This window comes from Streptomyces sp. NPDC041713, assembly GCF_055591085.1.
Genome location: NZ_JBVIZY010000011.1, coordinates 125,570 through 148,879 on the forward strand (window position 1 = coordinate 125,570; position 23,310 = coordinate 148,879).

The 23,310-nt window shown below is 72.9% G+C and carries 24 protein-coding genes; 17 read left to right on the forward strand and 7 right to left on the reverse strand.

Going from position 1 to position 23,310, the window contains the following annotated elements; all coding sequences use genetic code 11:
- Window positions 1–35 precede the first annotated feature (35 nt).
- Window positions 36–1,280: a lactonase family protein gene (locus ACZ6CV_RS29070; RefSeq protein WP_469253733.1), complete on the forward strand. Its 1,245-nt coding sequence runs from the start codon at window positions 36–38 to the stop codon at window positions 1,278–1,280.
- A 91-nt stretch (window positions 1,281–1,371) separates the two neighbouring features.
- On the opposite strand, the gene ACZ6CV_RS29075 is transcribed toward ACZ6CV_RS29070, so the two are convergent.
- Entirely contained in the window at window positions 1,372–2,145 is a 774-nt protein-coding gene (locus tag ACZ6CV_RS29075; RefSeq protein ID WP_469253734.1) for an SDR family NAD(P)-dependent oxidoreductase, read from the reverse strand.
- Between the two features lie 169 nt (window positions 2,146–2,314).
- Between ACZ6CV_RS29075 and ACZ6CV_RS29080 the strand changes: the two genes are divergently transcribed.
- The 3 genes from ACZ6CV_RS29080 to ACZ6CV_RS29090 all read left to right on the forward strand — a co-directional run bounded on the left by ACZ6CV_RS29080 (window position 2,315) and on the right by ACZ6CV_RS29090 (window position 4,437).
- Entirely contained in the window at window positions 2,315–3,175 is an 861-nt protein-coding gene (locus ACZ6CV_RS29080) for an inositol monophosphatase family protein (RefSeq protein WP_469253955.1), read from the forward strand.
- 5 nt (window positions 3,176–3,180) lie between these two features.
- Window positions 3,181–4,059 (forward strand): ankyrin repeat domain-containing protein, encoded by an 879-nt coding sequence (locus tag ACZ6CV_RS29085; protein WP_469253736.1) that lies wholly within the window; start codon window positions 3,181–3,183, stop codon window positions 4,057–4,059.
- A gap of 90 nt (window positions 4,060–4,149) precedes the next feature.
- Window positions 4,150–4,437: a YkvA family protein gene (locus ACZ6CV_RS29090; RefSeq protein ID WP_469253738.1), complete on the forward strand. Its 288-nt coding sequence runs from the start codon at window positions 4,150–4,152 to the stop codon at window positions 4,435–4,437.
- Here ACZ6CV_RS29090 and ACZ6CV_RS29095 read toward each other — a convergent pair.
- From ACZ6CV_RS29095 to ACZ6CV_RS29105, 3 genes are all read right to left on the reverse strand, one after another.
- Complete coding sequence (locus ACZ6CV_RS29095) at window positions 4,402–5,115, reverse strand: DUF2470 domain-containing protein (protein ID WP_469253740.1); 714 nt, start codon at window positions 5,113–5,115, stop codon at window positions 4,402–4,404. The two genes, ACZ6CV_RS29090 and ACZ6CV_RS29095, sit on opposite strands and share 36 nt — an antisense overlap.
- Before the next feature lie 182 nt (window positions 5,116–5,297).
- The gene (locus tag ACZ6CV_RS29100) at window positions 5,298–5,954 is read right to left on the reverse strand and encodes an MBL fold metallo-hydrolase (RefSeq protein ID WP_469253742.1); all 657 of its coding nucleotides are present in this window, start codon (window positions 5,952–5,954) and stop codon (window positions 5,298–5,300) included.
- On the reverse strand, window positions 5,954–7,039 hold the full coding sequence (locus ACZ6CV_RS29105) for an S-(hydroxymethyl)mycothiol dehydrogenase (RefSeq protein ID WP_469253744.1): 1,086 nt from the start codon (window positions 7,037–7,039) through the stop codon (window positions 5,954–5,956). The genes ACZ6CV_RS29100 and ACZ6CV_RS29105 overlap by 1 nt, the downstream gene beginning before the upstream one ends.
- A gap of 84 nt (window positions 7,040–7,123) precedes the next feature.
- Here ACZ6CV_RS29105 and ACZ6CV_RS29110 point away from each other — a divergent pair, with 84 nt between their 5' ends.
- Together ACZ6CV_RS29110 and ACZ6CV_RS29115 are read left to right on the forward strand one after the other, a co-directional pair.
- On the forward strand, window positions 7,124–7,900 hold the full coding sequence (locus tag ACZ6CV_RS29110; protein ID WP_469253746.1) for an ABC transporter permease: 777 nt from the start codon (window positions 7,124–7,126) through the stop codon (window positions 7,898–7,900).
- Window positions 7,901–7,911: 11 nt separating this feature from the next.
- Window positions 7,912–8,400, forward strand: coding sequence for a glutathione peroxidase (locus ACZ6CV_RS29115; RefSeq protein ID WP_362362360.1), 489 nt, complete (start codon window positions 7,912–7,914; stop codon window positions 8,398–8,400).
- 80 nt (window positions 8,401–8,480) lie between these two features.
- On the opposite strand, the gene ACZ6CV_RS29120 is transcribed toward ACZ6CV_RS29115, so the two are convergent.
- On the reverse strand, window positions 8,481–9,575 hold the full coding sequence (locus ACZ6CV_RS29120) for a winged helix DNA-binding domain-containing protein (protein WP_469253748.1): 1,095 nt from the start codon (window positions 9,573–9,575) through the stop codon (window positions 8,481–8,483).
- Between the two features lie 336 nt (window positions 9,576–9,911).
- Between ACZ6CV_RS29120 and ACZ6CV_RS29125 the strand changes: the two genes are divergently transcribed.
- The gene (locus ACZ6CV_RS29125) at window positions 9,912–11,114 is read left to right on the forward strand and encodes a D-alanyl-D-alanine carboxypeptidase family protein (RefSeq protein ID WP_469253750.1); all 1,203 of its coding nucleotides are present in this window, start codon (window positions 9,912–9,914) and stop codon (window positions 11,112–11,114) included.
- A gap of 22 nt (window positions 11,115–11,136) precedes the next feature.
- On the forward strand, window positions 11,137–12,189 hold the full coding sequence (locus tag ACZ6CV_RS29130; RefSeq protein WP_469253752.1) for a Gfo/Idh/MocA family protein: 1,053 nt from the start codon (window positions 11,137–11,139) through the stop codon (window positions 12,187–12,189).
- Window positions 12,190–12,197: 8 nt separating this feature from the next.
- Here the strand turns inward: ACZ6CV_RS29130 and ACZ6CV_RS29135 are convergent, their stop codons facing one another.
- The gene (locus ACZ6CV_RS29135) at window positions 12,198–12,611 is read right to left on the reverse strand and encodes an SsgA family sporulation/cell division regulator (RefSeq protein WP_469253957.1); all 414 of its coding nucleotides are present in this window, start codon (window positions 12,609–12,611) and stop codon (window positions 12,198–12,200) included.
- Between the two features lie 455 nt (window positions 12,612–13,066).
- On the opposite strand from ACZ6CV_RS29135, the gene ACZ6CV_RS29140 reads away from it, so the two are divergent.
- The 9 genes from ACZ6CV_RS29140 (at window position 13,067) to ACZ6CV_RS29180 (ending at window position 22,636) form a co-directional block, all read left to right on the forward strand.
- Window positions 13,067–13,621, forward strand: coding sequence for a cupin domain-containing protein (locus ACZ6CV_RS29140; protein WP_469253754.1), 555 nt, complete (start codon window positions 13,067–13,069; stop codon window positions 13,619–13,621).
- 43 nt (window positions 13,622–13,664) lie between these two features.
- Window positions 13,665–15,215 (forward strand): ATP-dependent DNA ligase, encoded by a 1,551-nt coding sequence (locus ACZ6CV_RS29145; RefSeq protein WP_469253756.1) that lies wholly within the window; start codon window positions 13,665–13,667, stop codon window positions 15,213–15,215.
- Window positions 15,216–15,372: 157 nt separating this feature from the next.
- Window positions 15,373–15,759 (forward strand): hypothetical protein, encoded by a 387-nt coding sequence (locus ACZ6CV_RS29150; protein ID WP_469253758.1) that lies wholly within the window; start codon window positions 15,373–15,375, stop codon window positions 15,757–15,759.
- 138 nt (window positions 15,760–15,897) lie between these two features.
- Entirely contained in the window at window positions 15,898–16,383 is a 486-nt protein-coding gene (locus tag ACZ6CV_RS29155; RefSeq protein ID WP_355815639.1) for a cation:proton antiporter regulatory subunit, read from the forward strand.
- Between the two features lie 4 nt (window positions 16,384–16,387).
- Complete coding sequence (locus ACZ6CV_RS29160; RefSeq protein WP_469253759.1) at window positions 16,388–17,653, forward strand: cation:proton antiporter; 1,266 nt, start codon at window positions 16,388–16,390, stop codon at window positions 17,651–17,653.
- Between the two features lie 211 nt (window positions 17,654–17,864).
- On the forward strand, window positions 17,865–18,602 hold the full coding sequence (locus ACZ6CV_RS29165; protein ID WP_469253761.1) for a hypothetical protein: 738 nt from the start codon (window positions 17,865–17,867) through the stop codon (window positions 18,600–18,602).
- 119 nt (window positions 18,603–18,721) lie between these two features.
- A complete protein-coding gene (locus ACZ6CV_RS29170; protein WP_469253763.1) occupies window positions 18,722–19,315 on the forward strand; it encodes a sigma-70 family RNA polymerase sigma factor in 594 nt (197 codons plus the stop codon).
- A 164-nt stretch (window positions 19,316–19,479) separates the two neighbouring features.
- The gene (locus ACZ6CV_RS29175) at window positions 19,480–21,021 is read left to right on the forward strand and encodes an MFS transporter (RefSeq protein ID WP_469253765.1); all 1,542 of its coding nucleotides are present in this window, start codon (window positions 19,480–19,482) and stop codon (window positions 21,019–21,021) included.
- Between the two features lie 34 nt (window positions 21,022–21,055).
- On the forward strand, window positions 21,056–22,636 hold the full coding sequence (locus tag ACZ6CV_RS29180; protein WP_469253767.1) for a DHA2 family efflux MFS transporter permease subunit: 1,581 nt from the start codon (window positions 21,056–21,058) through the stop codon (window positions 22,634–22,636).
- Between the two features lie 82 nt (window positions 22,637–22,718).
- Here ACZ6CV_RS29180 and ACZ6CV_RS29185 read toward each other — a convergent pair whose 3' ends face one another.
- On the reverse strand, window positions 22,719–23,195 hold the full coding sequence (locus ACZ6CV_RS29185; protein ID WP_469253769.1) for a GNAT family N-acetyltransferase: 477 nt from the start codon (window positions 23,193–23,195) through the stop codon (window positions 22,719–22,721).
- Window positions 23,196–23,310: the final 115 nt, after the last annotated feature.

Consider the following 23,310-nt stretch of genomic DNA (forward strand, 5'->3'; position numbering starts at 1 on the left):
CCACATCCGTCACCATCGACGCACGAGGTGCAGGTATGAACAGCGGAGCAGGGTCGGGCACGGGGGCCGGGAGCGGTCCGGGGCGGCGGCGGTTCGTCGGAGGGCTGCTGGGCGCGGCCGCCGCGGGAGCGCTGTCCTCCGTCTCGGCCTGTGGCTCACCGGCACCGCCGGAGCAGCTGCGTCCCGACCGCACCCTCCGCACCGCGGCCTCCTCGTCGGGCCGCTCGACTCACCAGCCGCGCAGCAAGGGGCAGTTGTTCCTGGGCACGTACACCTCGCAGGAGGGCGGCGGTCGGGGCATCGGTCTGGCGACGTACGACGACGCGACCGGTCGCGTCACCGCCACCGGCACGCTCACCGGCGTCCCCGACCCCTCCTACCTGGCGGTGCACCCCTCGGGCCGCACCCTCTACGCCGTCGACGAGCGCGAGAAGGGCGGCGTCACCGCCATCGCACTCCCCTCCACCGGTGAGCCCGAGGTCCTCGGCACCCGGGACACGGGCGGCGCCGGCCCCTGCCACCTCTCCGTGCACCCCGGCGGGCGCTGGCTGCTCAGCGCCAACTACGGCTCCGGCAGCGTGGCCGTCCATCCCATCGCGGAGTCCGGCGCGTTGGGCGAGCGCACCGACCTGGTCACGCACTCCGCGCCGCCGCCGGGCCCGGGGCAGGACGGCCCGCACGCACACCAGATCAGCACGTCCCCGGACGGCCGCCACGTCCTCGCGGTCGACCTGGGCAACGACACCGTCTACACGTACCGGCTCGACGAGAAGGCGGGCAGGCTCCGCCAGGTCTCGTACGCGAGCCTGCGACCGGGCGCGGGCCCGCGCCACCTCACCTTCCACCCCTCGGGGCGATTCGCCTATCTCGCCAACGAGTTGGACAACACGGTGGTCGTCTGCGCGTACGACCCCGCCACCGGCCGCCTCACTCCGGGCGAACCGCAGTCGACCGGTACCGGCGAGGGCACCAACTACCCGGCCCAGATCGTGGTGACCCGCGAGGGGCGCTTCGCGTTCCTCGCCAACCGAGGGCACAACAGCATCACGCGGTACGCGATCGAGGGGGACGGCGTGCGGCTGCGGCTCTTGGACACGGTCTCCGTCTCGGGGGACTTCCCCCGTCAGCTCGCGCTCTCCCCGTCGCAACAGCTGCTGTTCACGGCGAACCAGAAGTCGAGCTCGGTGAGCGTGTTCCACGTCGACGCGACCAGCGGCGAACTGCGTCTGACGGGCAAGCCGTTCGCAGCGCCGATCGCGGTGTGCGCGCTGCCGCTCTGAGCAACGGGGCGGCAGCGCCCGTCAGTTGAAGGTCAGCGGCCAAAGGCCCACATGCCGGACGTCATCAGCCAACGTCACCAGACAGCCGTCATCAATTGGAGGTCAGACCGCCGTCCACGGCCAGCGCCGCCCCCGTGGAGAACGACGCGCGGTCGCTGCACAGCCACAGGGCCGCCTGGGCGATCTCCACCGGCTCGGCCATCCGCTTCTGCATCTGCCGGGCGACGAAGGCCTGTTCGAGCTCCGGCCTGGCCTCGACGACCTCGCTGATCATCTCCGTGCGCGTGGTGCCCACGACGAGCGTGTTGATGCGGATGTCGTGCGCGGCGTACTCGGCCGCCGCGGCCCTGGTCATGCCGAGCACGGCGTGCTTCGCGGCGACGTACGGCACCGGGGCGCCGGTGGCCACCATGGCCGCCGTGCTCGCCGTGTTGACGATCGCGCCCTTGCCGGCCTCCAGCATCACGGGGATCTGGGAGCGCAGACAGTTCCAGGTGCCACGGACGTTGACGTCCATCGTGCGGTCGAAGGTCTTCTGGTCGAGCTGGTGCAGAGGCTGCAGGTCCTGGCCCGCGTAGCCCGCGTTGTTGAACGCCGCGTCCAGGGCGCCGAAGTGTTCGCGCGTCGCGTCGACGGCGCGCTGGACGTCCTCGGCGACCGAGACGTCGCCCACGCTGACCGCCGCCTTGCCGCCCGCGTCGTTTATCTCCTGGGCGATGCGGCGCAGCGTGTCCGCGCGGCGTGCCATCAGGAGGACCGCCGCCCCCTCGGCGGCGAACAGGCGGGCCGCCGCCTCACCGATTCCGCTCGACGCACCCGTGATCATGACGGCCTTGCCGGCCAGCAGTCCATTCGTTTCGGTCATGGCGTGATTAAAGCCGCTGCGGCCGTGGACCGCACCCCTCGGTGATCATGAGATCTCCCACAATGTCCCACACAGCTCCACCGATCGCCGTAGAACTTCACGGCTGGGCACAGAAACGCCACATCCCCTGGCCGGGGCCCGAGTTCGGCTCGCTATCCTGCCCGGCGTGATCAACTCAGCGGCGGCACACGCCACATCATGGGTACCCGCGACATCAGCGGCACTCGCGGCATCGGACGACACCGACGTGGCGACGGCCGGGGCACGTGCGGGCGCCGACGTGGTGCGCTCCCTGTACGGCCGGCAGCTCACCCGCATCGACAAGGGCGCCGGTGACTTCGCCACCGCCGCGGACGTGGCGGCCGAGAAGGCGATCCTCGACGTCATCCGTGCCGCCCGTCCCGAGGACGGGGTGCTCGGCGAGGAAGGCGGACAGCGGGGTGGCGCCGACGCCGCACGCCAGTGGCTGGTCGACCCCTTGTGCGGCACCTTGAACTACGCCGTCGGCACCATGCTCGCGGCCGTCAACGTGGCGCTGCGCGACGGCCCCGCCGCGGTGGCCGACCCCTTCGGCGGCGAGGTCTTCTTCACCGACGGAACGACCGCCCGGGTGCGGCACGCGGGCGTCGAGGCCCCGCTGGCCCCCTCCGCCGCGAGCCGCCTGGTGGACGTCAACCTGGACCCGCCGTTTCCGGGCGCACCCGGGTTCCGGGGCGTGGATCTGCTGGCCCACCCCGAGTTCGTGGCACGGTTCCGGCCGCGCGTCGTGTCGACCACGCTGGCCCTGGCGTGGGTCGCCGCAGGCAAGCGCGCCGCGTACGTCACCGACGGCGGTGACCTCTCGGGGAGCGTCCACTTCGCCGCCGGCATCGCCCTGTGCCGGGCCGCCGGCTGTGTCGTCACCGGAATCGACGGTCTTCCCGTCGGCGATGGGGGCCGGGGTCTCGTGGCGGCGGCCGACGCCGAGACGCACGACCTCCTGATGTCGATGATGCGCGACATGGCCGCGCGCCGCGGGGCCAGTGGGTGACGTCCGTGCGTCGGGCAGAGGATGGGCTCGGCACGCGGCTCGTGGCTGCGGTGCGCGCCCACGAAGTCGACGCGGTGCGGCGCCTGTTGGAGTCGGGCGCCGATCCCGACACGAGGACCGCGGATGGTCTACCGGTGCTGTGTGTGCCGGTGGCGGGCCATGACCCGGCGGTCGCCGAAGCGCTGGTGGAGGCGGGAGCCGACCCGGACCGGACGCTGCCGGACGGAACCACCCCGCTGTGGCGGGCCGTTGACGGCGGTTCTCCGGCCGTCGTCGCCGCCGTACTGGGCAGGGAACCGCGGCTGCGACTGCCGGCGCCCGCCCGCGAGCGGCTCATCGCGCTGGCCCGTCGCCGGTACGAGACGGGAGCGGCCGCGGAACTGCGGCGCAGGACCGGCGCGGCGGGGCCCACCGTCACGGACCGGGTCATGGACGACGCGTACGACTGGGTCGACCAGGTCACGCTCGGCGGTCTCACCCTTCGGGCCGGGCACGGCGCCATCCTGACCTCGCTCGAGTGGGCCTTCCGCATGCTGACGCCCGTGGAGGAACTCATCGACCGCGCGGTCCGTGCGCCCGACGAGGATCACGTGGACTGGTCGGCGGTCTGCTGGGTCCTCGTCGACCGGCCCAGCGACGAGACCCGGTCGGCCGTCGTGGCCCACCGCCACCACCCCGAACCGGTGCACCGCCGGTTCGTCGCCGACTACCTGCGGCGGAAGTCGTTCGTCGTCACCGGGAGTCCCCGCCACGCGGAGCAGGACGCCGAGCTCCTGATCGCCTGGGCCGCCGAGGAGACGGACAGCGCGCTGCTGGCCAAGGTGCTGGAGGCGCTCGCCGAGTACGGTCATCCCGGCCACGTGGCCGTCCCGCGGGGCGCGTGAGGCGGGGCGAGGTGCGTGGGTTTCGGCGTTCGGTCATCCCGCCGTCTGCCTGCGGGACGCGAGGCCTCCAGGTGATTAACGTATGGGGGTATGAGCACGGATCTGACCGCACTTCTCGTCGGCGCAGCCGTTCTGGTCGTCGCGACCCTCGCCGTCGCGGTGGTACTGCTCGTCCGTCTCGTCCGGGCCCGGCGCGCGCTGCGCAGAGCCGGGCTTCCCGTCGAGCGGCAGTGGGTGTTCTGGGCCGCGATCGCCTATCTCGTACTGCCCGCCGATCTGTTGCCTGACCCCATCTTTCTGGACGACATCGGGGTGCTCGTGCTGGCCCTGCGGGCGATGGGGTCAGCCTCCGACGGGCCGGCCGCGCCGCGTGGCTGAGAGGCGCGCCTTCATCAGGAGTGCGTGCATGCACTCCGTCACCTGGGTGACGTCCTCCACCACCTGATGGAACGGCAGACGCACGTCCGCCTGGCCGCGGGCGCGTTCGAGGCGCAGACAGATGCCGTGCATGTCGATGGCGAGCGGGCGGACCCGCACCACGCCCTGCAGACTGTCCGGGCCGATGAGGCGGGTCAGTTGCTCGACGGCGTCCGGGTGGGCGTCGGCGAGGTGGGTGAGCAGCCGCGACTCCGCCTCGGCGAGCGGGTCGGGCACGGACAAGGCGAGCTCGTCGAGCTCGATGCCCTGGCGTTCCCCGGTGGAGTCGTGCAGGACGGCGCAGGTCGGCTCGAAGATGAGCTCTTCCCCGTCGTACGACAGCGACCCGGACAGCCACAGCCGTGCGCGGATCCGGTCCCTGAGCGGCACCGGCGCGACGTCGGCGAACTCGACCAGGGTGGACGGTTCACCGCGCGGCGCGCAGATGAGGGCGGCGGCCAATGCGCTGTCCTCGGGCGGCGACAGCCGGATCCTGCCGTCCTGCGTGACGCTGTGCGCGCCCACGAGTTCGTCCCTGCCGATCTCCGTGGTCACCGCGCAGGACCAGGCAGTGGCGAGCACTGATCGAGCGCGTGCCGCCGCTGAGGGCACGGTCGTGCTGCTGTGACGGACACCCATTCCCAACCTCCATTAGGTAAGCCTTGCCTAACTTATCCGAGATCGCGGAACAGGGCCAGTACGCGGGCCGGTACGGCGCATGGCCCCGCGCGGCGAACCACGCGAGGCCATGCGATGCACGTCAGTCATGTACGTCAGTGATGTACGTCGGAAGAGCAGACGGTCGAAGAGCGGACGGAGCGTCAGTGCCCGCGGGCGATCCACTCCTCCAGGTGCGGCGCCTCGGCACCGACCGTCGTGCTGTCGCCGTGGCCCGTACGCACCACCGTCGCCGGCGGCAGGGTCAACAGCCGCTCCTTGATGGACTCCACGATCGTCGGGAAGTCGCTGAAGGAACGGCCCGTCGCACCCGGGCCCCCGGCGAAGAGCGTGTCGCCGGTGAAGACGGTGCCGAGGCCCGGGGCGTGCAGGCTGACCGCGCCGCGGCAGTGGCCGGGCGTGTGCAGGACCTTCAGGACCGTGCCCGCGACGGCCAGTTCCTGGCCGTCGTGCAGCTCACCGTCGGGCGCGCGGTCGGGATGGGTCAGCTTCCACAGCTCCGTGTCGGCCGGGTGCAGCAGGATGGGGGCGCCCGTGCGGTCGGCGAGCGCCGGGGCCGCGTCGACGTGGTCGTCATGGGCGTGCGTGCAGACGATCGCGACGAGCCTGCGCTCCCCCACCGCCTCCGCGATGGCCTCCGCGTCGTGCGCGGCGTCGATGACGAGGCACTCGCTGTCGTCCCCGACGATCCAGACGTTGTTGTCGACGTCCCAGGTGCCGCCGTCGAGCGAGAATGTCCCGGAGGTGACGACGTGGTCGACGCGCGGCGCGGTCACGCCCGATGTGGCTTCGGCGGCCATCAGAACACCACCACCGAACGGAGCACGTCGCCGTGGTGCATGCGCTCGAAGGCCTTCTCCACGTCCTCCAGAGCGATGGTCTCCGTGACGAACGCGTCCAGGTCCAGACGGCCCTGCCGGTAGAGGTCGATGAGCATCGGGAAGTCGCGGGACGGCAGGCAGTCCCCGTACCAGCTCGACTTGAGCGCGCCGCCGCGCCCGAAGACGTCGAGCAGCGGCAGCTCGATCTTCATGTCCGGGGTCGGCACCCCGACCAGGACGACCGTGCCCGCCAGGTCGCGGGCGTAGAAGGCCTGCTCGTACGTCTCCGGGCGGCCGACCGCCTCGATGACGACGTCGGCGCCGTTGCCGCCGGTCAGCTCGCGCACGGCCTCGACGGGGTCGGCGGAGCGGGAGTTGACCGCGTGCGTGGCGCCCAGGCTCTTCGCGGTCTCCAGCTTCTTGTCGTCGATGTCCACGGCGATGATCCGGGCGGCGCCCGCGAGCCGGGCGCCCACCACCGCGGCGTTGCCGACGCCGCCGCAGCCGATGACGGCGACCGAGTCGCCGCGGCCCACGTCGCCGGTGTTGATGGCGGCGCCGATGCCCGCCATCACGCCGCAGCCGAGGAGCCCCGCCGCGGCCGGCGAGGCGTCCGGGTCGACCTTGGTGCACTGCCCCGCGGCGACGAGGGTCTTCTCGGCGAAGGCGCCGATGCCGAGCGCGGGCGAGAGCTCGGTGCCGTCCGCCAGAGTCATCTTCTGCCGGGCGTTGTGCGTGTCGAAGCAGTACTGCGGGCGGCCGCGCAGACACGCGCGGCACTGGCCGCACACCGCTCGCCAGTTGAGGATCACGAAGTCGCCGGGGGCGACCTCGGTGACGCCGTCGCCGACCGACTCCACGACGCCCGCGGCCTCGTGCCCGAGCAGGAACGGGAAGTCGTCGTTGATGCCGCCCTCCCGGTAGTGCAGGTCGGTGTGGCAGACGCCGCACGCCTGGATCTTCACCACGGCCTCTCCCGGCCCCGGATCCGGGACGGTGATCGTCTCGATCCGTACCGGCTCGCCTTTCGCGCGTGCGATCACGCCCCGCACCTGCTGCGCCATGACTCCAGCCCTTCTGTCGCTGCACGTCTTACGCACCCATCGTTACAGGTCGAGCGCGCCGGCAGGGCGATCTAGGGTGAGCCCGTGCGCAACCTCGCCGCCCAGGCCCTTCTGCCGGTCAACACCGCGCTCGCCGTGGCGCTGCTCGTGCTGCTGCTGGCCGCGGCGACGACGGCCGCCGTCTTCCGGCTCGCCCCGGACGGCTCGCGCGGCCGGGCCCGCGAGATCCTGGTCGCCGGGGTCCGCGCGAGCGCCCAACTGGCGGTGGTCTCGCTGGCGATCGGCTGGGTGGTGCACCACACGCCGGCGCTGTTCGCGTTCCTGCTCCTGATGTGCGCCGTCGCCGTCCGCACCGCGGGGCGGCGGGTCACGCCGAACGGCACGTGGTGGTGGACGGTGCTGCCGATCGCCGGGCCCGTCGTCCCGGTGGTCACCGGCCTCGCCCTGGCCGGCCTCGTCCCCGTACGGGGCGTCGCCATGATCCCCGTGGCGGGCATCCTGATCGGCGGGGCGCTCACCGCGACCGTCCTGGCGGGGCGCCGCTCCCTGGACGAACTGCACACCAGGCTCGGCGAGTTCGAGGCCGGCATCGCCCTGGGCCTCGCCGACCGCGACGCCCGTCTGGAGGTGATCCGCCCGGCCGCGTCGGACGCGCTGCTCCCCGGCCTCGACCAGACCCGCACGGTCGGCCTGGTCACCCTCCCCGGCGCGTTCGTCGGCATGCTGCTCGGCGGCGCCTCGCCGGTCCTCGCCGGAGCCGTGCAGCTGTTCGTGCTGATCGCCCTGATGGCGGTCCAGGCGGTCGCCGTGGCCCTCACCGTGGAGCTGGTCGCCCGGGGCAGGCTGCACCGCGAGGCGTAGGCTCGGTCACTATGTCTGTCTACGAAGAAGAAATCGGCGCCCTGCAGGGTGGCCCCGCCGACCTGCGCCAGTACGAGGGCAAGGCCGTCCTGATCGTCAACGTCGCCTCCAAGTGCGGGCTCACCCCGCAGTACGCGGGCCTGGAGCGGCTGCACGAGCAGTACGCGGCCCGCGGATTCAGCGTCCTCGGCGTGCCCTGCAACCAGTTCATGGGCCAGGAGCCCGGCACGTCCGACGAGATCGCCGAGTTCTGCTCGGCGACGTACGGCGTGACGTTCCCGATGACGGAGAAGGTCGACGTCAACGGCGGCGACCGGCACCCGCTGTACGGCAAGCTCGTCGACACGGCGGACGCGGAGGGCCACACCGGCGACATCCGCTGGAACTTCGAGAAGTTCCTGATCAGCCCGGCGGGTGACGTCGTGGCCCGCTTCTCGCCGCAGACCGAGCCCGACGCACCGGAGCTCGTCGCCGCCGTCGAGAAGCACCTGCCGGCCTGATCCACGCCCGCGCCGCCGCTGGTCGGCGCCGTCGCCTGGGCCGGGACACGTGTCGCGTACCGGCACGGTGACCGTCCGGCTCAGGCGGGCGCGATCCGCACGCGTTCGCTCTTCCCGTCCGACAGGAACGCCGCCAGCGTCACCCCCTCCGTCTCCACGTCGGCTCGCTCCGCGCGGGACAGGCGGCGCAGCGGGGACACCACCACCGTGTCCGCCTCCACGGTCCACGTCCCCGCGACGCGCCCGTCGACCAGCACGGCCCGTTCCCCGGCGACCGAGAGGCCACGGTGGGCGTCGTCGACGATCCGGCCGCGGTCCTGGTAGCCGAGGATCGCGTTGTCGAAGGCGGGCAGGAAGCGTACGGGCGCGGGGGTGTCCGGGTCGGGGCGCGGCGCGTCGGGCAGGTCGAGCAGTTCGCGGCCCCCCTCGTCGCGGAGGACGACCAGGTCCGGGCGTTCGGCGGCGACCGCGGCGGGGAGCCCGGCGAGGCCGCTCCAGGCGCGCAGATCCGCGGTGGCGGCAGGTCCGAACGCGGCCAGGTAGCGCCGCACCAGCGCCCGGCCGACCGGGTCGGAGCCGTCGGGCGCCGGCGGGTCGATCTCGCGCCCCAGCCACGAGGAGAGCGGGAGATTGCGCACGCCGGCCTTGGTGCGCCACAGGCCGCGCGGCGGCAACTGGGCCATCGGCACCAGGGCCGCGATCAGCATCTCCCCCAGCGCGCGTGGCGCGGTCGAGGGCCAGCGGTCGGCGACCGACCGTGTGAGTTCGGCCATGGAGCGCGGCTCGCCGTCGGCCAGCACGGCACGTCCGGCCGCACCGAGTGCGTCGAGGTCCACCCCGTCGAGTTCACGGCGGTAGACGCCGAGCACCCGCTGGCGCAGCATGGCGTCGTGCCGGGCGCGCCAGGCCAGGGCGTCCTCGGCGGTGACGAGGTGGACCGTACGGCGCATGAGGTGCGTACGGACCACCCTCCGGTCGACGAGCAGGCCTGACAGCGTCTCCGGCGCGAAGTCGCGCAGCCGCGTCCAGAGGCCGACGAACGGTTCCTGCGGCTCCTGCGCCTGCAGACCGCCGAGGTGCGCCACCGCGGCGGACGCCGGCATGTTGGCCCGGTCGAGGAGGAGTTGGCGGGCCAGGGTCGCACGGCCCAGGGCCCGGGTGCCGCATACGGTCATCGGCTCACCGCCGACCGTTCGCCGACCGGCCCGGGGGTCGACCCGGGGGTCGACCGGGGAGCCGGTGGGGTCAAGGGGAGCATGGGCATGCGGAGTGCTCCTGAGGTCGTTCATCCGGACGGTCGCGGGTCGCCGGTCGCGGCTCGTTCGTCGCCGATGGTCGGTCGTCGGTCGTCGACGACTGTTCCAGGGGACGCGGTCAGCTTCTGTCCCCAACGGCCCGCTCGCACGCCGCCCGCGAGCCTGCTGGGGGCCAGGGCGCCCACCCTCCCCGCCGTACATCCAGCCGGACCAAGCTGACCTGCGGACTTCGGACGGCGCTCATACGGTGACTGAATGGTCATCAGGTACCTTCCGCGCCCCTCCTCCGTACGCACCGCGACCCTCGCGCTCGGTGCTCTGGTCCTCCTGTCCTCGCCCGCCGCGGCCACCGACGTCCCGGCCGAACCGGCGCCGCCTCGGCCTCTGCCCGCCTACTCGTCGACCCTCCTGGACCGGCCCGGCGTCCAGGTCAGGCCGGGCCCCGGCGCCCCGGGTCTGCCGAGCAGCGTGTCCGCGCTCGCCTGGGTGGTGGCGGACGCCCAGACGGGCGAGGTGCTCGCCGCCCGGGACGCGCACCGCCAGCTGCCGCCCGCATCGACGCTGAAGTCACTCTTCGCCCTGGCGACGCTCCCCCGTCTGGACGCCCGGATGCAGCACGTCGTCGACGAGCACGAGCTGGAGGACATCGGCGAGGGCAGCAGCATGGTGGGCGTGGCGGCGGGCCGCACGTACCAGGTGTCCGACCTGTGGCGCGGCGTCTTCCTCAGCTCGGGGAACGACGCGGTGCACGTCCTCGCGGAGCTCAACGGCGGCCTGGACACGACCGTGCGGCAGATGCGCGTCAAGGCCCGCGAGCTCGGCGCACGGGACACCCACGTCGTCTCGCCCGACGGCTACGACGCCCCCGGCCAGGTCTCGTCGGCGTACGACCTGGCGGTCTTCGGGCGGGCGGGGCTCGCCGACCCGCAGTTCGCGAGCTACTGCTCGACCCGGACCGCGAAGTTCCCGGCGGGCGGCTGGTCGTACCCCATCCAGAACACCAACCGGCTGCTGACAGGCGCGGATGGCGTGACGCCCTATCCGGGCCTGCTCGGCGTGAAGAACGGCTACACCAGCCACGCGGGGTCCACGCTGATCAGCGCGGCCCAGCGCAACGGCCATACCCTCGTCGTGACGGTGATGAACCCCCAGGCGGGCGGCGGGCGTGCCGTGTACGAGGAGGCGAGGTCGCTGCTGGACTGGGGGTTCGCGGCCGCCGGGAAGGTGGGTCCGGTGGGCTCGCTGCTGCCCCCGCCGAAGGCGGACCGGACGGGCCCGCAGCCCGCGCACGCCGCCGGTAAGGCCGCTTTGAGCGCGGAGTCGGACGACTCCGACTGGCCCGCGATGCTGATGGTCGGCGCGGGCGCGGCAGCCCTGCTCGCCGGGTGCGTCGTGGTGGTCCGGCGCCGGGCGGCTACCGTGGCCCGACGCACGCGCGCGGGAGGCGGCGGCGACTGAACGGGCATCGGGAGGGCGTCGGATGGGCGAGTTGCTGGGGGTGGCCGTGCTCGGGGCGGGCCACATGGGCGCCGACCATGTGCACCGGATCGGCACGACGGTGGGCGGGGCCCGGGTGGTCGCGGTCGCCGACCCCGACGTGGCGCGGGCCGAGGCGGCGGTGGCCGGCCGCGCCGGGGTGTCCGTGCACCGGGATGCGGCGGCCGCACTGGCCGCTCCCGGGGTGGAGGCGGTCCTGGTGGCCTCGCCGGAGGGGGCGCACGAGGAGGCCCTGCTCGCGGCCTGCGCGCGCGGCCTCCCGGTGCTCTGCGAGAAGCCGCTGACCCCCGACTCGACGTCGGCGCTCAGGGTCGTGGAGGCCGAGGCCCGGCTGGGCCGCAGGCTGATCCAGGTGGGGTTCATGCGGCGGTACGACACCGAGTACGCGGAGCTGAAGTCCCTGCTCGACTCCGGGCGGCTCGGTCGCCCCCTACTGCTGCACTGCCGCCACCGGAACGTCTCGTCGCCGCCGCACTTCACCTCGTCGATGCTGATCAGCAGCTCGGTCTCGCACGAGATCGACGCGGCGCGGTGGCTGCTCGGCCAGGAGATCACCGCGGTGACGGTGGTACGTCCGACACCGTCGGCGGACGCCCCGAACGGGCTGCTCGACCCCCAGCTGGTGATCTTCGAGACATCCGGGGGCGCCGTCGTCGACGTGGAGATCTTCGTGAACAGCGGATGGGGTTACGAGGTGCGGTGCGAGGCGGTCTGCGAGCGGGGCAGCGCGGCGCTGGGCGACGCGCACACGATGGTCGTGCGGGAGTCGGGGCGCGCGCAGGAGGAGGTGGTGCAGGACTACCTGGTGCGGTTCGCCGACGCGTACGACCGTGAGGTGCGGGCGTGGGTCGCCGCCGCCCGCGAGGGCCGGATCACGGGGCCGAGCGCCTGGGACGGGTACGCGGCGGCGGCCGTCGCCGAGGCCGGCGTGGCGGCGCTGCGCACCGGCGTGCGCACCGCGGTGGATATGAGCGAGCGCCCGGCGCTGTACGCCGCGGGATTCCCCGGCGCCGCGCCCGCGCTGCCGTCGCGCTGAACGTTCACTCACACACCGCCGAGCAGCCGCGACAGACCGCTGTCGAGATCGATGCTCTCGTCCTCGGCGCCCGCGGGCACCACTCCGTACGACCGCACCAGGAAGCGGCGCAGCACCATCGTGTCGAACTGCACGAGGGCCAGTCCCTGGTACGCGTGGAACTCCAGGACCGTCCGGGCCCGCCCGCACGGCCAGATGTGCACGTCACCGCCGCCCGCCGGGGCGCTGAGCCCCTCTTCCAGGAGCTGACGGGCGAAGATCCAGGTCACTTCGACACCGTCGAGCGATGCCTCCGCGGGGAAGATCATCTGGACGGCCAGGGGGTCTTCCGCGCAGTAGCGCAGGACCACGGCCAGCCCACGTTCACGGCCCTCGGGGGTGACGAGACGGGCGCGTACGTGCTGTTCGAGGGTGACGGCCATGGTCGGGCTCCACTTCTGGTGCTGCATGTCTCGGCGGTGCGGTCGCGGGGACTCCTGTGTCCTTAGGACCCGGGACAAAGGACTCTCATTACGCAAATCCACCGAGAGATCCATGTGACCTGCATCACTCACCTTTCATGATCGGAACGTCTGCCGTCCGGGTGCCCGCCACAGGCGACTGCACGCGTATCCCCGAGCAACATCACCCTCGCCGCACGGCGCCCTCGCGCCCGCTCCGGCGAGACCCTTGGAATACCGGCCTCCACTTCCTTCGCCGTCACCCGTTGGTGATCGTCTCGGTCAAATGTCCTAGGCCCCGCGGCCTCCTCCCGGCCCCCTCCGGGATCCGTCGCAGGCCCGATGCCGCCCACCCGGCGCGGGCGACACGATGCCGGTGCAGAGCCGCCCACGGACCGGAGGAGCCGGCCGGCGGGGGTCCACCGAAGGAGCGCGTCATGTCGTACCCGCACGATCTCTCATACCCGCAGCCCCGCTACCACGGCACCAAGGGCGAGGTGAACGCCTCCTTCCGTACGGCCGGCACACCGGCGGAGATCTCCTCGCCCGGCGGGTCCACGCACTACCTCGCCACCCATGCGTCGACCGGCGGCGAGTTCGGCCTGTACAAGTCGGAGCTGGCTCCACGCTCCGCGGGGGCCAAACCCCATTTCCACCGGGCGATGTCCGAGTCCTTCTACGTCCTCTCCGGCGAGCTGGAGCTCTTCGACGGCGACAAATGGGTGACGGGCCGGGAGGGGGACTTCCTGTACGTCCCCGTCGGCGGTCTGCACGCCTTCAGGAACGTCACGGACGAGCCGACCTCCATGCTCATGCTCTTCTCGCCGGGCGCCCCGCGCGAGGAGTACTTCGAGCGGGTCGCGGAGATGTCGCGGCGCGGCCCCGAGGAGCTCAAGGAGTTCCGCATCCGGCACGACAGCTACTTCACCGAGGACTTCGAGGGTCCCGAGGGCTTCGACGACTTCGCGGAGGGGGACGGCGGAGGCAAGTGAGGGCGCACATGCGCCGCGCCCGGTGCCGGTGCAGGATGGCCCCATGCTGCTTGCCCGGCTCGCGGACGTGTCCAAGGAAGTGGCCGCCACCTCGGCGCGGTCCAAGAAGATCGCGCTGCTCGCCGAGTTGTTCCGGGCCGCCGAGCCGGACGACGTGCCCATCGTCATCCCGTACCTGGCGGGCAGGCTCCCGCAGGGGCGGCTCGGCATCGGGTGGAGCCTGCTGAAGGACGCGGGCCCGCCCGCCGACGAGCCGACGCTGACGGTGCGCGGCGTGGACGAGGCGCTCACCGCGATCGGTGCGGTGTCCGGCGCCGGGTCGCAGACCGAACGCAAGCGGCTCGTCGGCGCGTTGATGGGCGCCGCCACCGCCGACGAGCAGCGGTTCCTGATCGGTCTGCTCACCGGTGAGGTGCGCCAGGGCGCGCTGGACGCGGTGGCCGTCGAAGGGCTCGCGCTCGCCACGGAGACCCCGGCGGACGCGGTGCGGCGCTCGGTGATGCTCGCCGGTTCGGTGAGTCCGGTGGCGCAGGGGCTCCTGTCGCGCGGCGCCGAGGCGCTTGACGAGTTCCGGCTGACCGTGGGCAGCCCCGTCCTGCCGATGCTCGCGCACAGCGCCGCGTCGGTCGCCGAAGGCATCGACAAGCTGGGGGCGTGCGCCGTCGAGGAGAAGCTCGACGGCATCCGCGTCCAGGTGCACCGGAGCGGGGACGGCGTCCGCGTCTACACCCGCACCCTGGACGACATCACCGACCGGCTCCCCGAACTGACCGCCGCCGCGCTCGACCTGAAGGGGACCCACTTCATCCTGGACGGCGAGGTCATCGCGCTGGGCGAGGACGGCAGGCCGCGGCCGTTCCAGGAGATCGCGGGGCGCGTCGGCTCGCGCCTCGACGTGTCCGCCGCGGCGGCCGGGCTGCCGCTGTCCCCCGTCTTCTTCGACGTCCTGTCCGTGGCGGGACGGGATCTGCTGGACCTGCCCTTCACCGAGCGGCACGCGGAGCTCGCGGCCCTGGTGCCCGAGCCGATGCGGGTGCGGCGCGCGCTGGTGACCGATCCGGACGACGAACGGCTGCGCGGCGAGGCGCAGGAGTTCTTCGAGGCGACGCTCGGGCGCGGTCACGAGGGTGTCGTCCTGAAGGGGCTCGACGCGCCCTACAAGGCGGGCCGCAGGGGCGCCTCCTGGCTCAAGGTCAAGCCCGTCCACACCCTGGACCTGGTCATCCTGGCCGCCGAATGGGGCCACGGACGGCGCACCGGGAAGCTCTCCAACCTGCATCTGGGGGCGCGGCGGCCCGACGGCACGTTCGCCATGCTGGGCAAGACGTTCAAGGGGATGACGGACGCCATGCTCGCCTGGCAGACCGAGCGCCTCCAGGAGCTCGCGGTCGAGACCAGCGGTTACGTGGTGACGGTGCGGCCCGAGCTCGTGGTGGAGATCGCCTACGACGGTCTGCAGAAGTCCACCCGCTACCCGGCGGGCGTCACGCTCCGCTTCGCCCGGGTGGTGCGCTACCGCGAGGACAAGTCCCCCGAGGAGGCGGACACGGTGGAAACGGTGCTGCGCGCCGGCGAGCGCGGCCCGGCCGCCTGACGTGTGACCGCGCGTAACCCGTGATCTTGTGCCGCGTTGGTCCGCGCGGGGTCGCGCGCACGCCGTACGGTGGCGTCGCGCCGGCCCGCAAGGAATCAACCGACAGGGTCCGCCGCCTGGGCACGGGCCCGTGAAGAAGGCTTGAGGGTCGCTCGCCATGCATGACATCACCCAGCGGATCGCCGCGGGAATCGGCGCCGTCGCCGCCGCGCTCGGCTGTCTCATCGCCACGGGTCCTTCGGCGGTCGCCGACGGCAAGTGGTGCAATCACTCGGTCTGCATCGAGACCTACGACTCGGGCACCTATCTGGGCCGGGTCGAGGTGTCCGTCATCAACGGCAACCAGCCGAGCCGCATCCACGCGCGCGTGTGGACCACCAACGGCTGGAGCGTCAACACCAAGGTGGAGGACGTCGCGAAGTTCCGGACCTACCGGGACCAGGCGTACCCCCAGCGGCACTTCCCCGCGGGAACCCGCCTCTGCGCGGAGGGCTTCCGCGGTTCCGACAGCGTCGGGCTCCCCTGCGTCACGCTGACCAACTGACGCCTCGCTCCCCTCTCCCCCGATCCCGCCGCCTCGTCTGCACGCCTGCTCGTCGTGAGCAAAGGGGATTTTGCCAATCCTTGGCCCCGATAGGGTGACAGCCGGGGGAGATCGTCTATTCACGCAAGGGGAGAACCTGTGCCCGCATCACGACTCAGCCGTACGCCGCTTCCCGGCATCGGCATCCGGTACGACCTGACGACCCGAGAACAGCAGCGCCTCTCGGTGGTCGCACACCGGGACGGTGCGCGGACAGTGAGCGCCTACCGCTCCGACGATCCGGACGCCTGCGCGCTGTCGATGCGCCTGAGCTCGGGCGAGGCGGACGCGCTGATCGACGCCCTGATGCCGTCGCACCACAGCCCCAACCTGCTGCACACCACCGATCTCGGCCTGGTCGCCGAGCGCATCCTGCTGTCGGCCACCTCGCACTGGAACGGCCGCCTGCTCGGCGAGACCCGGATGCGGACCGACACCGGCGTCTCGATCGTCGCGGTGCTCCGGCGGGCCGACGCCATCCCCTCGCCGGCGCCGGACTTCCGGCTGGCCGGGGGCGACACCCTCATCGTGATCGGCACGCGCGAAGGCGTGGAGACGGCCGCGACGATACTCGGGCGGGAGTGAGCGCATGCACTCCGCTGTCTTTCTGATCGAGTTCGGCGCGATCATCCTCGCGCTCGGGCTGCTCGGCCGGTTCGCGGGCCGCTTCCGCTTCTCGCCGATCCCGCTGTATCTGCTGGCCGGACTCGCGTTCGGCGAGGGCGGGCTGCTGCCGCTCGGGGCGAGCGAGGAGTTCGTCGCCATCGGCGCCGAGATCGGCGTCATCCTGCTGTTGCTGATGCTCGGCCTGGAGTACACGGCCAACGACCTCGTCAGCAATCTCAAGACGCAGTACCCCGCCGGCCTCGTCGACTGCACGCTCAACGCCCTGCCGGGGGCGGCCGCCGCGCTGCTCATGGGGTGGGGTCCGGTCGCCGCCGTCGTACTCGCCGGTGTCACCTGGATCTCGTCGTCCGGCGTCATCGCCAAGGTCCTCGGCGACCTCGGCCGGCTCGGCAACCGCGAGACCCCGGTCATCCTCAGCATCCTTGTCCTCGAAGACCTGGCGATGGCCGTCTATCTGCCCATCATCACCGCCCTGTTGGCCGGTGTCGGCTGGGCCGCGGGCAGCCTCACGCTCGCCATCGCGCTCGGCGCCGCGGGGCTCGTCCTCTTCGTCGCGGTGCGGTACGGGCGGGTCATCTCGCGGTTCGTCTCCAGCGACGACCCCGAGAAGCTGCTCCTGGTGGTGCTCGGTCTGACCATCCTGGTCGCCGGCATCGCGCAGCAGTTGCAGGTGTCCGCCGCCGTGGGCGCCTTCCTGGTCGGCATCGCGCTCTCCGGTGAGGTCGCCGAAGGGGCGCACTCGCTGCTCGCGCCGCTGCGGGACCTGTTCGCCGCCGTGTTCTTCGTCTTCTTCGGACTGCACACCGACCCGTCGAGCATTCCGCCGGTGCTGCTGCCCGCGCTCGCGCTCGCGGTCGTCACCGCTCTGACGAAGATCGCTACGGGGTACTGGGCGGCCCGCCGCGCGGGCATCTCCGTCAAGGGCCGCTGGCGGGCGGGTGGCGCGCTGGTGGCGCGCGGTGAGTTCTCCATCGTCATCGCGGGGCTCGCGGTCACGGCGGGCATCGAGCCGTCGCTCGGTCCGCTGGCGACGGCGTACGTCCTGATCCTGGTCATCGTCGGCCCGCTGACGGCCCGTTTCGCCCAGCCCATCGCGGGTTACGCGAGCGGGGTGCTGGCGCGGCGCGGCAGGACCGACGGTTCCGGCCCCGAGGCCGCGCCGCAGGTTCCGGCGTCCCCGGAGGCGGCCGAGACGCTGGACGTGCAGGACGCGACCGAGCGCTCGTAGGCCGTCGGCGGCGGCAACTGTCCGTCGGGCGGCACGCGGAAGCGGTCCGGCAACCGTCCGTCGGGCGGCACGCGGAAGGTGGGCACGCGTGCCGTCCGCCGGGATCATCCCGCCGGGGCCACATCGGGACGATCCCGGCAGTTCGGTGCACTTCGGGCATCCCTTGGACTCGCCGCCCCCTGCCCCGCCGCCGCCTGGCACGATGCTCCCCATGACCTCCGGGCCCGCGTTCCGCCTCGCACGAGCCGCGATGTTCGCGGCCGTCTGCGTGGTGACGACGGCCTTCGGTCACGCGCTCATGTCCGCCGCCCCGCTGCCCTGGTGGGCGGTGGCGTACGCGTTCGGCGCCACGGCCGCCGCGGCCTGGTGGCTGACGGGCCGTGAGCGGGGGGTCGCGACCGTCACGGCCGCCACCGTCGCGGCCCAGCTGTCCCTGCACGAACTGTTCGGTCTCGCACAGCGGTTGGGCGCCGCGCCGGGCGCCGGTGGCCTGTCGTCGGCGTCCATGGCGCCCCGCCCCGGCGGCGACGGCCTGAACCACATGAACCACCCGATGCCGATGTCCGGGTCAACGTCCGGGTCGCCCTCCGGCACCGGCGCCTCCGCGGCCTCCCCGCACTCCGCCGGCATGCCCGACGAAGGCGTCTCCCACTGGGTCATGTCCGTCTTCGGACACAGCGGCTTCGGCATGCTCCTCGCCCACGTCGTCGCCGCGCTGCTCTGCGCGCTGTGGCTGTGGCGCGGTGAGGCCGCCGTCTTCCGCACCGGACGCGCCCTGGCCGCCGCGGTGTTCGTGCCGCTGCGGTTCGTTCTCGCGGTCCTGGTCGCCGCGCTTCCCCCGTCGCCGCCCCCGGTCGGCGCGCTCGTCCCCGTACCGCGGCTGCGCGGGGTCCTTCTCCAGCACGTCGTCTCCCGCAGAGGTCCACCGGTCCTTCCGGTCAGTTCCTGACAACCGCCCGCACCCCTCGGTGCCGGGCGGATCTTCGGCGTCCGCGCTCCCGGCAGCACAGCCCGCGCCGGGTGTGCCGCGGCGCTCTCCGAACTCCCTTCACCGAAGGACCTTCTGCGATGACACCTGCCCTTTTGCGGACGCGGTCCGGCACCGACCAGAGCCGTGACGACCGCATCACCGAGTGGGCGCTCGCCGCCCGTGACGGCGACTCCGCGGCGTTCGAACAGTTCGTGCAGGCCACCCGGCGTGACGTCTGGCGCTTCGTGGCCCACCTCAGCGGCGATCTGCACAGCGCGGACGACCTGACCCAGGAGACGTACCTACGGGCCCTCACCTCGCTGCAGGGGTACGCGGCCCGCGCCGGGGCCCGCACCTGGCTGCTCGCCATCGCCCGGCGCACCGTCGCCGACCGCTTCCGTTCGGCGGCGGCCCGGCCGCGCATCGCCGACACCAGTGACTGGCAGGCGGCCGCCGAGCGCGCCCAGCCACGCGGGGTGCCCGGGTTCGAGGAGGGCGTGGCCCTGCTGGACCTCCTGGAGTCGCTCGACGCACCGCGCCGTGAGGCGTTCGTCCTGACCCAGCTCGCCGGGTTGCCGTACGCGGACGCGGCCGACGCCGTCGGCTGCCCGATCGGCACCGTGCGCTCACGGGTCGCGCGCGCCCGCGAGCGGGTGAGCGAGCTGCTGCTCGCCGCGGACCGGGCCTCGTAGCGCCCCAGGCCGTACCCGGGTGCCTCTGTAGGAGAGGCCCCCGGTACGGTCCCGCACACGTCCCGGCAGGGCCGGCGCAGGCCCAGGTCGCGGGCCGCGCAGGCTCCCGGTCGCGTCACCCGATCAGGGCGTTTAGCGTGGGGCGGGGGCGTCTGGAGGCCACCATGGACCGTGAAGCCATGCCCACGCCGGGGACCGTGTCGGGGCCTGATCCCGCACGCGTGGCCGACGCGTCGGCCACCGTGCTCAGCACGGGCGGCGGGCGTCACGAACACCGCTGGCTGATCCTCGCGGTGATCGGCATCGCCCAGTTGATGGTCGTGCTCGACGCGACGATCGTGAACATCGCGCTGCCCTCGGCCCAGCGGGATCTGGGGTTCAGCGACGGCAACCGCCAGTGGATCGTCACCGCGTACGCCCTCGCCTTCGGTTCCCTGCTGCTCTTCGGCGGCCGCATCGCCGACCTGGTCGGGCGGAAGATCGTGTTCCTGGCCGGTCTCGCCGGATTCGCGGTGGCCTCCGCGATCGGCGGCGCGGCCAACAGCTTCTCGATGCTGGTGGCGGCCCGCGCGCTGCAGGGCCTGTTCGGCGCGCTGCTCGCGCCCGCCGCCCTGTCGCTGCTCACCACCACGTTCACGGATCCGCGGGAGCGCGCCAAGGCGTTCGGCATCTACGGCGCCATCGCGGGCGCGGGCGGCGCGGTGGGCCTGCTGCTCGGCGGCGTACTGACCGAGTATCTGAACTGGCGCTGGTGCCTGTACGTGAACCTCGCCTTCGCCGTCGTCGCGATGGTCGGCGGCGCACGCCTGCTGCACCCCGGCGCTCCGCCGGACCGGCCCAAGCTGGACGTGCCCGGCACGGTCCTGGTGTCGGCGGGCCTCTTCTGCATCGTCTACGGCTTCTCCAACGCCGAGACGCACGCCTGGAGTTCCGCGCTGACCTGGGGCTTCCTGGTCGTCGGGGTGGTGCTGGTCGCGGCGTTCGGATGGTGGCAGGCGCGCGCCCCGCATCCGCTGCTGCCGCTCCGGGTCGTCCTCGACCGGGACCGCGGTGCGTCGTTCCTCGCCATGTTCATCTCCGGCGCCGGCATGTTCGGGGTGTTCCTGTTCCTGACGTACTACCTCCAGCAGATCCTGGAGTACTCGCCGGTCAAGACGGGCCTTGCCTTCCTGCCGATGGTCGCGGTGATGGTGGTGGGCTCGGTGGTGACCACCAACTTCCTGGTGCCGAGGGTGGGTGCGAAACCGATCGTGCCGCTGGGCATGGGGCTCGCGGCGGCCGGCATGGCCTGGCTCACCGCCCTCGACGTGACGAGCGGCTACCCGGCGCACGTACTGCCGCCCCTGCTGGTCGCGGGGCTCGGCCTGGGCTTCGTCTTCGCCCCGGCGATGAGCATGGCGACGGCCGGTGTCGCCGCCCACGACGCGGGCGTCGCGTCGGCGATGGTCAACACCTGCCAGCAGGTGGGCGGTTCGATCGGCACCGCCCTGCTCAACACCCTGGCCACCACGGCCGCCTCCAACTACCTCGTCGGCAAGAAGTCGACGCCGCAGGTGCGGGCCGACGCGGCGATGCAGTCGTACTCGACCGCGTACTGGTGGTCGGCGCTCTTCTTCGCGGTCGGTCTGATCGTTACCTTCGTCCTGTACCGCCGAGGAGCGCCCGCGCACCGGGAGTCGGGCGACGGCGGCGCGGTGCACATGTAGGGGTGCAGGGGTGAGAGCAGGGCGGAGGAGGGCGATGGCTTCAGGTCCGGCAGGGCGGCAGGGAGAGCCGGGGCGTCCGGGGCAGCCGGGACGCCCGGGGTCGCCAGGGCGGGTGCCCGCCGGCGCCGGGCCGGACTCCGGTGTCGCGCTCGCCTCGGCTCGCGGGCGCTGGGTCCTGGCGTGCGCGGTGCTCGCGTCGGGCATGGCGATGCTCGACGGGACCGTGGTCAACGTCGCCCTGCCGACGCTGGGCAGGGACCTCCATACGTCCCTCTCCTCCCTGCAGTGGGTCGTCAACGCCTACATGCTCACGCTGTCGGCGCTGCTCCTGCTCGGCGGCGCGCTCGGCGACCGCGTCGGGCGGCGGCGCACCCTCGTCGTCGGGGTGGTGTGGTTCGCGGCGGCGTCCGCGCTGTGCGGTGTCGCGCAGGACGCCGGGACGCTGATCGCGGCCCGCGCGCTGCAGGGCATCGGCGGAGCGCTGCTCACTCCGGGATCGCTGGCGCTCGTCCGCGCGTCCTACCGGCCCGAGGACCAGGCGCGCGCGGTGGGCGCGTGGTCGGGCCTCGGCGGTGTGGCGGGCGCCGTCGGCCCCTTCCTCGGCGGCTGGTTGATCGACGGGCCGGGCTGGCGGTGGATCTTCTTGATCAATGTGCCGCTGGCCGCGCTGGTCCTCGTCGCGGTGCGACACGTGCCCGAGAGCCGCGACGAGACGGCGGCCCAGCAGCGTTTCGACGTACCCGGCGCGTGTCTCGCCGCGCTGTTCCTCGCGGGCATCAGCTTCTCGCTGATCGGCGCGTCCGGTGACACCTCGGCGTCCGGCGCGGTGCTGCCCGGGGTCCTCGGCCTCGCCGCGGGCGCCGCCTTCCTCGTGGTCGAGCACCGCAGGCGCCATCCGATGCTGCCCCTCGAACTGTTCCGCTCCCGCCTGTTCACCGCGGCCAATGTGATGACGCTCTGCCTGTACTCGGCCATCGGCGGGATCTTGTTCATGCTGCCGGTGCAGTTGCAGACGACGCTCGGGTACGACGCGCTGCAGGCGGGCACGGCGACGCTGCCCATCACGATCCTGATGCTGCTGCTCTCCGCGTCCGCCGGTGATCTGGCGCGCCGTCTGGGGCCCCGACTGCCGCTCGTCGCCGGGCCGTTGGTGGCGGCCGCCGGGGTGCTGCTCATGCTGCGGGTCCGGCCGGGCGCGGCGTACGTCACGGAGGTGCTGCCCGCGGTGGTGGTGCTCGGCCTCGGCATGAGCCTGTTCGTCGCGCCGCTCACGGCGACCGTGCTCGCCTCGGTGGACGCCGGCCGCGCCGGGCTGGCCAGCGGGGTCAACAACACGGCCGCCCGTATCGCGCAGCTGCTCGTCGTCGCGGGTCTGCCGCTCGCGGTCGGCCTGTCGGGCACGGCGTACGCGGACCCGGGCGCGCTCGACTCGGCCTTCGGCAAGGCGGCGGTGGGGTGCGCGGGGCTGTTCCTCCTCGCGGCGGTGGCCGCCGCGGTGTTCGTACGGCCGCGTCCCACGGACTGGCACGGCGACCACGGCAACGCGCCGCAGTGCAAGACGTGCCTGGGGGTCGAGTCCCCACCGCTGAAGCCGGGGGGCCGAGCCGGGGAGTGATGTGTGCCGGTCGGCGGGGGGCCGAGGGTGTGCCGGTCGGCGGAGCTCAGTCGTGCCGTCGGCGGGGGCCGAGGTATGCCGGTCAGCGGGGCGTCTCGCGTACGAACAGGGTCACCGACACGGTCGCCTCGAAGCCGTTGCGCCGCATCAGGGCGGCCGACGCGGTGTTGCGGGACTCGACATCGGTGACGACGGCGCTGGCGCCCGCCTCCGTGAGCGTCGCGCAGCAGGCTTTCACGAGGCGGCTCGCGATGCCCTGCCCCTGGTACTCGGGGGCGCTCGCGATCCACTCCAGGTTGCCCCAGTCGGGCCGCTGGTCGAAGCCCATCGAGCCGAGCACGAACCCGGCCAGCCGGTCCCCGTCGTCAAGGGCGACCCAGCAGGCGGAGGCCTCGCTGTCCATGTGGCGGGCGATCGCCGACAGCGACCAGGAGGTGTACGGCTTCACGGACGTGTCGTAGACCCGGCGGCCCAGGGCGAGGACGTCGGCCAGATGGGTGGCCGTCATCGGCTCGGGGGTGATCGACGCCGGGTGCTCCGGCGCGGCAGGGCTGGACATGGGGCCTCCCGGAAGGCGGGCGCGGCGCCGGGCCGCGGCTGCGTGCACCTCACGGTATGAGGCGGGCGGGGGACGCGCATGCGGAGGACTGCCGGGGCGTACGGGCACCGAGCTC